The following is a 14,277-nucleotide window of genomic DNA, read 5'->3' on the forward strand; positions in this document are numbered from 1 at the left end:
AGCTACGGCCCGTTTGCACCCCTGTTCAACACGCACCACCCGGGCAATGGCGGTTCAGCGGCGTGCGCCGTTTCGGCAGCGACGGCGCCGCCATGCGAAGCGAGCCACGCAACGGCGGCGCGTTGGTCGGATTCGCTCATGCGTATCGCCACCACCGCCATGCAATAAGGTTTCTCGGCGGCGCGCGACTGGCCCTTCCACAGCGCGAACTGCGCATTCATGTAGTCGTACGAAAGCTCGGTCAGGCCAGGGATCAGGTTGTCCCTGCCGGTCAACCGCTGGCCGTGGCAGTCGGTGCAGGCCGGGATGCCGCGACTCGCATCGCCACGACGCACCAGCTCTTCGCCCCTGCTCATCAGCGCATCGGTCAGTGCCGGTGCGGGCGTCGATACATAAGGCGCCTGCTGGCTGGAGAAATACGCGGCGATCTCCTTGATGTACGCCGGGCTCAACTGACGGGTGAGAAATTCCATCTCCGCGTTCTTGCGCTCGCCGCTGCGGAAATATTCGAGCTGCAACGCGAGGTAGGCAGCGGGTTGTCCTGCCAGGCGCGGAATGTCCGGGTGGCCAGGATCTCCGGCGCCATGGGGTCCGTGACAGGCGGCGCAGGCGACCAGGCGCTGCTCCAGCGTGTCGGGTATCGGTGCGTTGGTTGATGCCGCCACACCGGAAGCCAGGCTTGCCATCGATGCCAGCCAGCAAGCGACAAGTACGGCGACCTTGGGCCAGGTCCACGCCCACGGTGGGCGATGCTTTTCATGTTTTCGTGACATGGGAATGATCAAAAGCCTGAGCGGGTCGAGGCCGGCGAAGCGACGCTTTGCAATGCGACCGTTGACCGGGTCGGTGCGCGCGTCGCGCGACTGCGGAGGAAACGCAAAACGGCAGGCGTATTCACGCCTGCCGCCTTGCGCTACGGACGATGTGACTTACGGCGCCTGCGAACGAGCCGGCTGTGCCGCGATCACCGGAGCGGACTCCTTGCCACGGCCGAGCAGCTTCAGTGCAAAGGCCGCCAGGAACACGATGCCGAAAGCAAACACCAGGTCACCAGGCACACGCAGCCATACCATCGCCTGCATGAAGGCCGAGTGCACGACTTCCGGCGAGCGTGCGTACCACAGGCCGTACTCGACGCTGGTCCAGGCCTGGTAGATGCCGGACGGCACCAGCGCGAGGAACACCATCATGGCCAGGCCGATGTTGAGGCACCAGAACATGCGCTTGAGCAGGACATCCGACCAGTTGGCGCGCGGGGCCAGGCCACGCAGGCAGAACAGGGTCAGGCCGATGCCGAGCATGCCGTACACACCGAACAGTGCCGCGTGACCGTGCGCCGGCGTCAGGTTGAGGCCCTGCACGTAGTACAGCGAGATCGGCGGGTTGATGGCGAAGCCCAGCAGGCCGGCGCCCACGGTGTTCCAGAAGCCCACCGCGATGAAGCACAGGATGATCCACTTGTAATTGGCCACCCACGGCGCGGACTTCATGCGCTGGTAGTTCTTGTAGCCCTCGAAGCCCACCATCGCCAGCGGCACCACTTCCAGCGCCGAGAACATGGCGCCCACGGCGATCACCGAAGTCGGCGAACCCGTGAAGTACAGGTGGTGCAGCGTGCCCAGGATGCCGCCGAAGAGGAACACGATGGTCTCGAGCACGATCGCGATGTTGGCGGTCGAGGCGCGGATCAGGCCAAGGCGGGAGAAGATCAGCGCAATCACGGCCGTGGCGAACACTTCGAAGAAGCCTTCCACCCACAGGTGGACCAGCCACCAGCGCCAGTATTCGATCATCGAGTAGTGCGTGTGCTGACCCCAGACAAGCGAGGTGGCGTAGAACAGGCCGATGCAGGTGGCGGCGATGAACACCATGGCGATCAGGCCACGGCTCTCCGACGGACGCATCAGTGCCGGCCACAGAGCGCGACCCATCAGCAGCAGCCAGAACATCAGGCCGATGAACAGCAGGATCTGCCAGATGCGGCCCATGCTGGTGTATTCCAGGCCCTGGTTGCCGATCCAGAAGTTGAAGTTGAAGCCCATCTTCTGCAGCGTGCCCAGCCAGCCGCAGACCAGCGAGCCGACCACGACCACCACCAGCGCGACCAGCAGCGCGTTGACGCCGAGCGCCTGGTACTTGGGTTCGCGACCCGACAACGCCGGACCGATATACAAGCCGGTGGCGAGCCAGGCCGTGGCGATCCACAGCACCGCCAACTGCGTGTGTATGGTTCGACTTGCCACCCACGGAAGGACAGTGGCGAGCGGGATGCCGAAGAAGCTGTTGCCCTCGACCGAGTAGTGCGCGGTGATCACACCCATGATCACTTGCAGGCCCATCAGCGCGATCACCACGTAGAAGTACTTCATGGTGGCGCGCATGGACGCGGTCGGAACCAGGTTGAACAGCGGGTCCGACTTCGGCGCCGCCGGATCCGATTCATCATGCTGGGTCGCATGGAACCAGATCATCGCCGCGATGCCTGCGATCAGGCCGACGAAGCTGGCGATCGACCACATGCCATTGGCGGTGGTCGGCACGTTGTCCACGATCGGCTCGTGCGGCCAGTTGCTGGTGTAGGACAGGTGGGTCTCACCCGGCCGGTCGGTCGCGGCCGCCCAGGCGGACCAGAAGAAGAACGCCGGCAGCGCGTCGAGATCCTGCTTGTCCGGCAGCGAGCCGGGCATCATGGCGTACTGTTCGCGCAGCTTGTCGAGCGACGGGTCGGTTCCGAACAGGCCCTTGTAGTGGTCCGCCACCTGCGCCATCGCGGCAGCGCGATCGTTGTCCACGGTGATCGTGTCGGACGCCGCGTCATAGGTGTTGGTGCGGAGCGTCGACTTCACCTGCGCGTCGACCGAAGCCGTTGCGTCAGCGCCGATCTCGGCATAGGGGCGCCCATAGTGTTCCTCGGCCAGGCGTTCGCGCAGCGCGAGGGCCTCACGATGCAGCCAGTCGGCCGACCAGTCCGGCGCGACGTAGCTGCCGTGGCCCCAAACGGTGCCCAGCTGCTGGCCGCCGGCCTGCAGCCAGGCCTCCTGGCCACGCTGGATCTGTTCGCCCGTGTAGATCACCTGGCCGTTGGCCGCGACGACGTCCTTGGGAATCGGTGGTGCGGCGAGATAGATCTCGCGGCCCAGCCATCCGAGGACGGCGAAGGACGCGAAAAACATGATGGCGAGCCACCGCCATAGTTTCCGTGAAGATTGCATCTGAGGGCTCCCAGTCAATGAAGCGCGTGCACTGCACGCCTAAACAGGTATTTCAGATGCAACTTACATTGGGGGTGCGTTTAACCGCCTTGCTCCAAGTCAAAACAGTTTCAAAGTGACTTCCCATTGGGCCCACCGCGTCAATTCGACTCACTTGATCACAGGGGCATCGCGTTACGGATCATACGATGCGCAGCAACGTGGCGAGTTGCCTTGGCTTGGCCACCAGGTCGGCGAGCGTGTAGCGGTCGAGTGACTGGTACATGGCCTCCACGGCTTCGGCTAGGATGCCCCGAAGGCGGCAGGACGGTCGCAGGCGGCAGCTGCCGTGTTCCGGCTCGAAGCACTCCACCACCGGCTTGGGTGACTCACTGGCGCGGACCAGTTCGCCCACGTTGATGCCTGCCGGCTTGCGGGCCAGTTGCATGCCGCCGCCCTTGCCGCGCTGGGTCTCGATGTAGCCCTGGCGGGCCAGCCAGTTCACCACCTTCATCAGGTGGTTCTCGGAAATGTCATAGGCCTCCGCAATGTCACTACGCGTGGCCAGGCCATCACCGTTCACCGCCAGGTACATCAGCGTGCGCAGGCAATAGTCAGTGAACGTGCTGAGTCGCATGGCGAAAACCGGTAAACATATATGCGGAATACCCATTCTATGGACGGCGCGTCGCAACCACCATGACCCGACCACGGAGTCCCGCGCGCGCCCGGCGTTCTAGCCCCGCACCCTGACCTCAATCAAGGCGACGTCACCACTCGCCTTCCACACTTGCGGCCTGGACCAAGCCGGACAAGGCGCACGCGTCATCGCCGATGCCAATCGCCCATCGAGGCGCCTGCATGGCGAGACCGGGCACAAGGGGAGGCCCACTGCGCACCAAAGCCTTGTCCATCAGCTTCTCTGCGGCGGGATGCCACCACTGACCACCAACCGCGGCCAGGCGCGCGCATGGCGTGCTTCGTCCCCCGGCCGTCGAACCTTTTGTCAAACCGCCCAATGACCGGATCAATCCACCCATGAATAGTCTCGACGACCTGCCGGTACCCGTCTGGCGCGACGAACTCGAACACGAGTATGCCGAGCTGAAGGCGTCCCTCGAGACCGTGATTCCCTGCATCGAGGCCTCGATGCATCTGCCGTGGATCGATGCGATCCGTCGTCTGAAGAAACTTCGCGGCGCCGTGATCATGGCGCACAGCTACCAGACGCCCGAGATCTTCCAGGGCGTGGCCGATATCACCGGCGACTCGCTCGGCCTCGCACAGGCCGCAGCCGATTGCGATGCCGACCTGATCGTGATGTGCGGCGTGCACTTCATGGCGGAGAGCGCCAAGATCCTCGCCCCGAACAAGACCGTGCTGATTCCAGACTTGGAGGCCGGCTGCTCGCTGGCTTCGTCGATCACCGCCGAAGATGTGCTGGCGCTGCGCGCCCGCCATCCCGGTGTGCCGGTGGTCAGCTACGCCAATACCTCGGCGGCGGTAAAAGCGGAATCCGATGCAATCTGCACCTCGGCCAACGCGGTGCAGGTGGTGGAGTCGATGGGCTCGCCCAAGGTGATCTTCCTGCCCGACCAGTACCTCGGCCGCCACGTCGCATCGCAGACAAAGGTGGAGTTGGTGCTGTGGGACGGCCGCTGCGAAGTGCACGAGAAATTCACCGCACAACAGGCGCGCCACGCGCGCGAGCAATTCAACGCTCGCCTCGCCGCCCATCCCGAATGCGCGCCCGAGGTGCTCGCAGAGGCCGACTTCGTCGGTTCGACCACGGCCATGGGTAAATGGCTGGAACGCGAGCAACCGTCGCGCGTCGCGCTCATCACCGAGTGCTCGATGGCCGACAACTTGCGCAAGCAGTTCCCGGCCACCGAGTTCATCAAGCCCTGCCACCTGTGCCCGCACATGCAGCGGATCACCCTGCCCGGCATCTACGAAGCCCTGCGTGATCTCAAGCATGTGGTCGACGTGCCGCCCGGCGTCGCCGCCCGTGCGCGCCGGGCCCTGCAGCGCATGCTGGATGTCGGTCGGCGCGAGTCCGTCTGATGTCCGGCGAACTCCCCATCGTCATCGTGGGCGGTGGCGTGGCGGGACTGGCGACGGCGCTGGCAGTGGCGCCGTTGCCGGTCCTACTGTTGTGCCGCAACGCGGATGGCGGCGACAGCGCCAGCACGCTTGCCCAGGGTGGCATCGCCGCGGCGATTGGCGACGGCGATGATGTTGCCGCCCACGTGGCCGACACCCTGGCCGCCGGCGCAGGCCACAACGACCTGGTGATGGTGCGCTGGCTGTGCCGGAACGCATCCGGCGCGGTCGAATGGTTGACCTCGTTGGGCGTGCCCTTCGACCGCGACTCCGGGGGCCAGCTCGCGCTCGGCCGCGAGGGAGGACATCGCGCCGCGCGCATCGTGCATGCCGGTGGCGACGCGAGTGGCGCGGCGGTGGTTCGATCCATGCACGCGCAGGCGCGCGCGGCGACGCATATCGACTGGCGCAGCGACGTCGATGTCGACGCCTTGCTGCTGCGCGACGGGCGCGTTTGTGGCGTTCGAGCCCGGGACATCAACGGCCGACAGGAAGAGATTCAGGCGGCCGCAGTGGTGCTCGCCACCGGCGGCATGGGCGCGCTGTTCGCGCGCACGAGCAATCCCCCGGGCGCAATCGGCAGCGGCCTGGTGCTCGGCATGGCGGCCGGCGCCGCCACGCGCGACCTGGAATTCATGCAGTTCCATCCGACTGCGCTCGACGTGGCCGATGGCCATTGCCTGCCCCTGGTCACCGAGGCCTTGCGCGGCGCCGGCGCGCGACTGCGCCGCATCGACGGCTCGCCACTGATGGACAAGCTGCACGCCATGGGCGATCTGGCGCCACGGGATATCGTGGCCAGGCAGGTTTGGCGCGCCCTGCGCGACGACGGCCGGGTCTGGCTCGACACTAGCGGTGTCGAAGGCGACCTGGCGAGCCGTTTTCCCACCGTGCATGCCTCGTGCCTGGCGCACGGCATCGATCCGCGCCATGCGCCGATCCCTGTTACACCCGCTGCGCATTTCCACATGGGTGGGCTCTCGGTGGACCTGGAGGGGCGCACCACCGTCCGCGGCCTCTACGCGGTGGGCGAGGTAGCCTGCAATGGCGTGCACGGCGCCAATCGCCTCGCCAGCAACTCGCTGCTGGAGGGCCTGCTTTGTGGCCGGCGAACCGGCCAGCACCTGTCGAGGCTGCCGACCACACCAGCGCGTGGCCAGCACCAGTGGCGTCAACGCGGCGAATCCCTAGCGTTACCGGCGCTGGTTGAGCTGCGCCGAAGCCTTTGGGATGCCGCTGGCCCGGTGCGCGTGGAGTCCACGCTGCAGCACGCACTGGACGGGGAACTGCTGCGCAATCCGACCGGCTGGCAGGCACGGCTGGCGAAGCAACTCATCGCGGCTGCCCTGGGGCGCCGAACTAGCCTAGGATCGCACTATCGCGAGGACTGAACCGGCCCGGTGTCCGATGGGTTCCTCGCATGTCCGTGCGAGAGCGAGGTGACCCTTGGAACAAATCCGCCTTGCCTGCGAGAACGGCCGCAGCATTGAATGCGATCCGGCGCGCACCGCGCTGGCATGCATCGACTTCCAGGCAGATTTCGTCCTTCCTGAAGGCCGCGCGGGCGCGTTGGGCCTGCCGATCAGCCATCTGCTGGCCAGCCTGCCGGCCGCGCAGCGCGCGCTGTCCGCAGCGCGACAGGCCGGTCTATTCGTGTTCTTCACCCGCGAGTGCTACGCACCCGATCTGTCGGACCTCAATACCTTCCGCAGGCAATACGATCTCGCCGTTGGCTCCCACGGACCACTGGGTCGCTTCCTCGTGAAGGGCGAAGCTGGTACCGAGATCATTCCGGCAATGCGCCCCGCCGAAGGCGAGCCCGTGATCGACAAGGCGGGATTCAGCGCCTTCCACCAAACCACGCTGGACACGGTCCTGCGTGTTCGGGGCATCGATACGCTGCTGCTGATGGGCTACACGACGCAGTGCTGCGTGGCGTCGACACTGCGCTCCGCGGTGGATCTCGGCTACGCATGCGTCCTTCTGAAAGACGCCTGTGCGGCATACGACCCGGCCGACCACGAGTCCACGGTGCGCGTCATGTATAGCGAAGGCGACAACTTCGGTTGGGTGAGTGATTCCGAGCGCCTTGCTGGCGCCCTGCAGCAGTTGGTGACCTGAGCCGACTTGGTTCTTCTTGTTGTTGCGGCCGATCCAACGCGGGCGCTTCGGCCCCGGCGAAGGCAATTTTTCTGAGTTGAATCCGTTCCGCTAAAGGAGGCCGGAGGTTATCGATGGGATAACCGTCTTCGACCTCCTTTCCTGGGGTTCCATGGCTGTCGGATCATCCATGGATGGCGGCGTGCGCAGCGACGTTGGCCTGGCTGGCGACGGAGGTGGTTGCGGGTGACGGCTTGTCAACGATCATGGCGCCGACGGTCAGCAGGCAGATCGCGAAGCAGGCGGCGTACAGGCTATGCAGGATCAGATTTTCGAATTTCATGATGGCTCTCCTGAACGGGTGGGTTACTGCTCTCACTGGAGATAGAGCAATCGCCGTGCCAACGCCGAACGTCGGTGGAAAAGCGCATCACTGGGCCATTCTCTTCAAACATGATTCGACGCATGATCTGTCCGCGGACGCTGTCCGGACAGCCGGGCGAACAAACGAACACATGGGTCATGTCCGCAACCCGATTGGCGGCTGCGTGCCAGCCAAATGGCTGGCGTGGCGCCTTCGACAGCCCGAGTCTGCAGGGAATACGCAAAGCAAATTCGGCGAATCAAGTGATCCGCCGGTCTCGCTTTGGAAGAAGTCGGGTCGCTACAACGCCGTCTCGATATACGTGTAGATGTAGTTCGATCCGCCATCGACGTTACCCAACAGCCGCGACGACGCAAAGATGCCGGATCGGTGCGACACGCCGAAACCAAAATAGGTTCGACGCAAGGCGTTGGACCGGAAGATGTCGCCGATATTGACGTCGATGCTCGGGTCGAGATAGTTCAGCAGGCGCGAGGTTTCACGCTCGCGTCGCGCCTGGCTGCTGATCTCGGTATAAGGCACGTTTGCCGCATAGGACACGCCGTAGCCAAGGCCAAGGCGGGTTTCGACCCAGCGGTTCCACGGAAATCCGTAGAAGAACGCCTTCATGTAGATGTCCACTTGCGGACCGCTCGTCGCGAGCCCGCGATCATCGTGGTAGGTCAAGCCAAGATAGCCGGTGAAATCCAGCGGCCAGTCAAGGAAGCGCCGGATGAAGGGCTTGCCGATCTGGAAGCCGGCGATGTCGGTAGGATTCTCGTTATCCAGGGAAACGCAACTGAGCGCCATGATCTTCACCAGATGGCAACCCGGACCCGCCGAACGACCATAGAAGAATTTCAGATACGTGGGCGAGCCTTCGTCGGAGAGCGCGACGTCGTGATAGCTCCCGAAGTCGTAAACCGCACCGAGATAGATGGCCGGCTGGATGCCATCGCGAACGATCGGGCTCTTGCGGATCCCACTGTCCAGGTACGTTGCCGACACGCCCGTGATCAGCCGCGAGTTCTGCGTCATGGCATAGGTGGCGTAGAGGCCGAGCGTGGCGTTGACGCCGGCGCCGGGCTCATAGAAGGGGCGATCAGGCGTGACCTCGGACTCCTTCACGCCATAGTAGTAGTTGTTCAAGTTGGCGTCGCGCCAGGACACGGTGAAGTCGGGTCGAAGCACCCATCGCGTGAATCGCCAGTCGTACGTGTACCCGAGGCGCACTTCCGTTCCGTGCGAGATGCCGGTGATGTCGTGCAATACGGCGCCGCGCAGCGTTCCCCAGGAAAACTGGCGTGCGTAGGCCATGGCCAGGTCACCCGTGGTGGTGCGCGTCTCCATGCCTTCCAGCGCATGGGTGCGCTCCTCATCGGGAAAACCTTCGAGCCGCTGGGTGATGTAGAGGTCCCAGCGCTGCTCATCATCGTTGTAGAGCTTGATGCCGAGCCGGTCGGCGCTCAGGAAGAAATGCTGCCCCTCGTACAGGTACAACGGCAGCAGGTCGCTTCGCGTACCGCCGTCCTTATAGGGCGAAGTCTCGGTACGAATGACGAAACCGAGGCCGGCGCCGCCTGGCTGGTCAATGAGGTCATTGATGTGATCGGTGCTCGTTTGCGCCAACGTCGAGAAAGAAGCCGACAGGCCGGCAAGCACCAGGAGATAAGCGATGCGATGAACAAGACGAGAGCCGCGTGTCATTTGCCTCTCCCTACCATCGCGCTGATGACTTCAGGCGCGATGGAATGACATCCAGCGATTGCCACAGACCCATGCAAAGCAAAGCACGAAGGACGTCGAGCACGAATGTTGAAAGACGGCTTGATGGCGCGCCACGCGGGCCGTCCATCCACGCCGTCGTTTGGACCGCAACACGTTCACGGCCATCCATCTTGCAATGGCATCAGCAAGGACTTGCCGCAAGATACAAAACCGCATGGATGGCTGGATGGGATATCCGTTCCTCCCAAGCGTTGACCAACGAACACCATTCACCCGACTTCGCCGTCAATTTCACAGCCGCTTCATGAAGCGCGGGAACATCATTGCTGCCTGGGGTGTAGCAACATCGATGCGCCGGTGTGCTTGTACGGTACCACTCCAACGGAGAAGGCGAGTGAAGACCTCAACATGGGCCATGGGCATGCTGGTCGCCAGCATGGCGGCGCTTTCGGGCTGCGCAACTCACACCACTCCCGGAACATTCAACCGATCCGAGGTTGGCGTCGCTCGCAACGTTCAATGGGGGACCGTGCGTGGCCTCAGGGACGTGACCATCCAGAGTGACCAGCGCAATGTGGGCACGGCCACCGGCGCCGCCATCGGCGGCATCGCCGGCAGCACGCTTGGTAGCGGCACCCGCGCAAATACCGTTGGCGCCATTGCAGGCGCGGTCGCCGGCGGAGCTGCGGGCAATGCGATCACTCGTGGTGCGCGCGCAGGCGTCGAAGTCACGGTAGATCTGGACGCTGGGCGCACCATCGCCGTCACGCAGGACGGAAACTCCGGTCAGTTTCGCGTCGGAGACCGCGTTCAGGTCTCTTCAGGCGGCGGCACCACTCGCGTCACTCATTGACGTTCCCCCGATCACCTGTTGCCTTTCACCGCGGTGATGGGCCTGGTGTCCCAGAGATCCCTCATGAGGCTAGCCCCATGCGCCAGGCCCTACTTGCTTCGCTGATGGTTGGCGCCCTGATGGGCTGCAGCTCGGCCCCGACGTTGACCACGCAGCAGCGCCTTGACTTGTACCGGCAGCATGCGGGCGCGCCAGTCATGTCATTCCGGCTGGATAATTTCATGGGAGCCCAGAGCTGGACGCCGCTTGGTGATTCAGCCCTTGCGCTGTGGGCCGGCGGCAGGGAATACCTGATCGAGCTGCGCGGCACCTGCACTGGCCTGTCGACGTCAGGGCGCATTTCAATCACCAATTCGGCGAATCAGCTCGTGACCCGCTTTGATCGGGTCGTGCCTCGCACGGCGGCGCCACCCATGGGGATGAATGCGTGCCGCATCAGCTCCATACGACCCGTCGACAGCAGCGCCCTGCGAGAGACGAAAGCCGAGCTACGCAATGCAGACCTGATTGACCGCGCTTCACTCCAGTCAGAGCCCGACGACGAAAATCCGTCGGCCCATCAGTGACGGGGTGATCCAGCCATCATGGCGCCCTTCGTTGGTCGCTTCGCATGGATGGCGGGCGCCGTGCCCGACGCCGGCACTTCAGCGATGATCGCTGCGCTTATTTTTCTTCGCCCTTCGACCGACGCACAGCGGATCCGCCAGCCTTCCCAAGCCGCCCAAGCGCGTTCGCCCTGTTAGCCACCTTGAGGCGACCAGGGGTAGTGATGGCGACTTCAATCGCGCCGTCGGACACCCGCGAAACTGTCAGCTTCACACTGGCTGCCACTGCGGTTTGCCGCTTCCGGCAAGCTACTTTGAGCATATGGACCCCTATCGGTCGGCGCTAAAGCACCTGAGCATAGGGAGAGCGCTCGCCCACGCCCTTGACCTGGATCCAATCCGGCCTTGGGGCAGCGTGCATTGAATGGAAGCAGCGCGGTGGGACAACACACTCCGCACTCGCTTCGTCGTGGGTCGGCTGTTTTTCAGTCGCTGGGTCAGCGTCCCAGCTGACCTGGCCCTCGATTTGAATGATTCAAGAGACCAGGGCGCCGGCATCGGCTCACTCGCGATCAGAAAGCCAGGAACGACGGCTATGTCTGCATCGAGAGCTTTCCATGAGGATCACTACGAGCGCGCCTGTGGTCCTCTTTGAGCTGCGCGCTTCTTCCGGTGGTCGCCACGAGATAGGCGCTTCATGCGACCCATCGCTTTGCACCCTGTACAAAAGAAGGCCGGGGCCCCTTGCGGAGCCCCGGCAATGTACAGCTCGGTGGGTGTTGCTTGTGTTGCTTAGAACTGCTGGTTGTACTGCAGGTAGAAGTAACGATCGAGGTCCAGGTTCGGATCAACCGAGCTCACGGAGTTGTTGCCAAACGTGGTGGCGCTGATCGTGTTCGGCGGCTGCTTCTTGAAGATGTTGCGGATGCCGAATGCGATCTGTGCCTTCCACGGCAGCGAGTAGCGGGCCTGTGCGTCGTTCATCACCACGGCGCCCATACGGTTGGCGCCCGGGCCATAGGCCCAGTTCACGCTGGTGTAGTTGGGCATGTTGCAGTGAATGACCGGATCGCTCTGGCTCCAGCACTGGTCGATGAACGCACCGTAGTAGCGCATATCCCAGGTGGCGCCCCAGTTGCCGTAGGTGTAGTCCACGCCCAGGTTGGCGCGCCACTTCGGCGTGCCGTACTGGCCGGCGTAGTTGATGACCGGCGCGCCGCTGGCGCTCTGCTGGTTCCAGTTCTGCAGGTAGTTGGCGTTCATGTTGATCACGAACTTGCCGAACGAGAACTGCGGCAGGCGATAGACGATGCCCGTGTTGTAGCCCTTGGTCTCGATGAAGCCCAGGTTTTCGTTGCCACGCTTGAGGTTCACCACCTGGCCGGTGGTGGCATCACGCTGGAACGCGTCGCAGAACGACTGCACCGAGTACTGGTAGCACTGGTTCAGCACGTAGTCCGCACTGACCGGCGTGATCACGTTGGTGATCTTGATGTCGTAGTAGTCGACCGTGATGTCAAACCCGTCGATGTAGCTCGGGCTGTACACCAGGCCCAGCGTACGGGTCGTGCTGTGTTCCGGCTGCAGGTTGGCGTTGCCGTAGCCAGTCTCGAACGGCGTCACGCCCTGAGTTTCCGGGGCCGAGACCGGCGCGCCAGCGGAGTTGAGCTGGCGGAAGGTCGGCGGCAGGCCCGCAGCCTTACACGCGGCGGCCACCGTCGGGTTGCCCGTCATGCCGAAGCGGGCATCGCAGGGGTCGGTGTAGTAGTCGAAGGTCTGCGAACCGCCACCGAACAGGTCACCCAGCGTCGGCGCGCGGAAGCCCTTGGCGTAAGTGCCGCGGACCAGCAGGTCGTGGAACGGCGACCAGGTGAAGCTGTACTTGTTGTTGGTGGTGCTGCCGAAGTTGCTGTAGTTCGAGTAGCGGCTGGCGATGTCGATGTTCAGCGACTGCGCGCCCGGCAGATCCTTGAGGATCGGCGCGTTGATTTCGACGTAGGCTTCGTTGACGGTGTACGAACCCGTGGTCGGACCGGCGGCAAGGTCGGTGGTGTAACCGGAGCTGGCCAGCTCGTCCGGCTGGTAGTAGCCGCTCATGTTGCGATGCTCGAGGCCCGCAGCGGCGCTGAGGGTGCCGGCCGGAAGTTCGAACAGGCCGCCGGTGATATTGGCGGTGAAGTCCTTCTGAATGCTCTGCGTCGAGGACTGTTCGCGCGCCACGATGTAGTTCAGCGCCTGCTGGGTCGAGGCGCTCGGACCGCCCAGGATGTTGAACGGCACGCACTGGCTCAGCGCGATCGGGGCGGCAGCCGTACCGCACTGCACGACGCCCTGGGCGTTGAGGAACGACGGGCCCAGCGCCTGCTTCAGGTTCAGCAGGTTGATGTTGCCCGTGCCCTTGGTGTCGACGTCGTACTTGTTGTAGTCGAAGCCGGCGTCCCAGTTCCACGCATGGTCAAGGAACTGGAAGTTGCCTTCAAAGCCGGCGTCGAAGTGCAGCGACTTGGCGCTTTCGTCGGTGACGCGCGGCAGCTCGACAATGCGGCGGTAGAACGGCAGGTTGGCGCCCGGGACCGGGTTGAAGTAGCTGGCGCCGCTCACGTACACCGGGAACAGCGGCTGGCTGGTGCTGTTGAGCGGATAACCGGCGACCTGCGTCGACGAGTCGCGCTCGGCGTACATGCCGGTCGCCTTGAACGTCACGTTGTCGCTGAGGTTGTAGCTGCCCTCGGTGAAGATGGACTTCAGCTCGGTCGGCAGCTGCTGCATCATCTGCTGGGCAGAGTTGAAGTAGTCGTTGGGCTGCACGCCGACGTGATAGTTGGCGAGGTTGGTCGCATCCGCACCCACGCCGATGTTGTTCGGATCGCCGGTGTGGTTGAGCACGTAGGTCGTGCCGTTGTACTTGAAGCGACCCCACGGACCGGTGCCGCTGTAACCAGCCGACGGATCCCACGGGTAGTAGGTGGACGCCGTGAAGTCACGCGTCTTCGCCCACACCGGCTCGGTCTTGTTGTAGGTCGCGGCGAACACCAGCGAGGACTTGTCCGTCGTCGAGCCCACCGTGAACGAATAAGCCTGCTGGCTACCGTCATTCTTCTCGTTCTCACCCACCTGACCACTGACGGAAGCACCGTTCATGTGGTCCTTGAGGATGATGTTCACCACGCCGGCGATGGCGTCGGAGCCGTAGATCGAGGAGGCGCCATCCTTGAGGATTTCGATGCGCTCGATCAGCGCTGCCGGAATGGTGGAAAGATCGGTGTAGCCATCGAGGCTGGTCATCCAGCGCTTGCCGTTGACCAGCACCAGCGTGCGGTTTTCACCGAGGTTGTAGAGGTTGACGTACTGGCCGCCTTCCTCGGTGTTGCTGACGAGCACGGCCGACTTGCT

General features: G+C 63.8%; 11 protein-coding genes. 5 read left to right on the forward strand and 6 right to left on the reverse strand.

All coding sequences use genetic code 11. The features are described from left to right. Positions 1-2: 2 nt before the first annotated feature. The 3 genes from DVT68_RS09700 to DVT68_RS09710 form a co-directional block, all read right to left on the reverse strand. Positions 3-686, reverse strand: a complete 684-nt coding sequence (locus DVT68_RS09700) for a c-type cytochrome (RefSeq protein ID WP_114824867.1) — start codon at positions 684-686, stop codon at positions 3-5. Between the two features lie 243 nt (positions 687-929). Beyond that, complete coding sequence (locus DVT68_RS09705; RefSeq protein ID WP_199536019.1) at positions 930-3,173, reverse strand: nitric-oxide reductase large subunit; 2,244 nt, start codon at positions 3,171-3,173, stop codon at positions 930-932. A gap of 220 nt (positions 3,174-3,393) precedes the next feature. After that, the gene (locus DVT68_RS09710) at positions 3,394-3,828 is read right to left on the reverse strand and encodes an RrF2 family transcriptional regulator (protein WP_114824869.1); all 435 of its coding nucleotides are present in this window, start codon (positions 3,826-3,828) and stop codon (positions 3,394-3,396) included. Between the two features lie 401 nt (positions 3,829-4,229). On the opposite strand from DVT68_RS09710, the gene nadA reads away from it, so the two are divergent. Genes nadA through DVT68_RS09725 form a run of 3 tightly spaced genes read left to right on the forward strand, consistent with a single transcriptional unit; the run spans position 4,230 to position 7,415 of the window. Further along, complete coding sequence (gene nadA, locus DVT68_RS09715) at positions 4,230-5,255, forward strand: quinolinate synthase NadA (RefSeq protein WP_114824870.1); 1,026 nt, start codon at positions 4,230-4,232, stop codon at positions 5,253-5,255. Beyond that, complete coding sequence (nadB, locus tag DVT68_RS09720) at positions 5,255-6,685, forward strand: L-aspartate oxidase (RefSeq protein ID WP_114824871.1); 1,431 nt, start codon at positions 5,255-5,257, stop codon at positions 6,683-6,685. Before nadA ends, nadB begins: the two co-directional genes overlap by 1 nt. A 55-nt stretch (positions 6,686-6,740) precedes the next feature. Beyond that, on the forward strand, positions 6,741-7,415 hold the full coding sequence (locus DVT68_RS09725; RefSeq protein WP_199536020.1) for a cysteine hydrolase family protein: 675 nt from the start codon (positions 6,741-6,743) through the stop codon (positions 7,413-7,415). 163 nt (positions 7,416-7,578) lie between these two features. Here DVT68_RS09725 and DVT68_RS20425 read toward each other — a convergent pair whose 3' ends face one another. Then, on the reverse strand, positions 7,579-7,737 hold the full coding sequence (locus tag DVT68_RS20425) for a hypothetical protein (RefSeq protein WP_158543483.1): 159 nt from the start codon (positions 7,735-7,737) through the stop codon (positions 7,579-7,581). Between the two features lie 321 nt (positions 7,738-8,058). Further along, positions 8,059-9,465, reverse strand: coding sequence for a MipA/OmpV family protein (locus tag DVT68_RS09730; protein ID WP_114824872.1), 1,407 nt, complete (start codon positions 9,463-9,465; stop codon positions 8,059-8,061). Between the two features lie 436 nt (positions 9,466-9,901). Here DVT68_RS09730 and DVT68_RS09735 point away from each other — a divergent pair, with 436 nt between their 5' ends. Then, positions 9,902-10,339: an outer membrane lipoprotein gene (locus DVT68_RS09735; protein ID WP_114824873.1), complete on the forward strand. Its 438-nt coding sequence runs from the start codon at positions 9,902-9,904 to the stop codon at positions 10,337-10,339. A 77-nt stretch (positions 10,340-10,416) separates the two neighbouring features. After that, positions 10,417-10,905, forward strand: coding sequence for a DUF6491 family protein (locus DVT68_RS09740; RefSeq protein ID WP_114824874.1), 489 nt, complete (start codon positions 10,417-10,419; stop codon positions 10,903-10,905). A gap of 771 nt (positions 10,906-11,676) precedes the next feature. Here the strand turns inward: DVT68_RS09740 and DVT68_RS09745 are convergent. Then, the coding region (locus DVT68_RS09745) for a TonB-dependent receptor plug domain-containing protein (RefSeq protein WP_114824875.1) at positions 11,677-14,277 on the reverse strand (2,601 nt) is incomplete at its 5' end.

Source organism: Dyella solisilvae, assembly GCF_003351225.1.
Classification (GTDB): Bacteria; Pseudomonadota; Gammaproteobacteria; order Xanthomonadales; family Rhodanobacteraceae; genus Dyella; species Dyella solisilvae.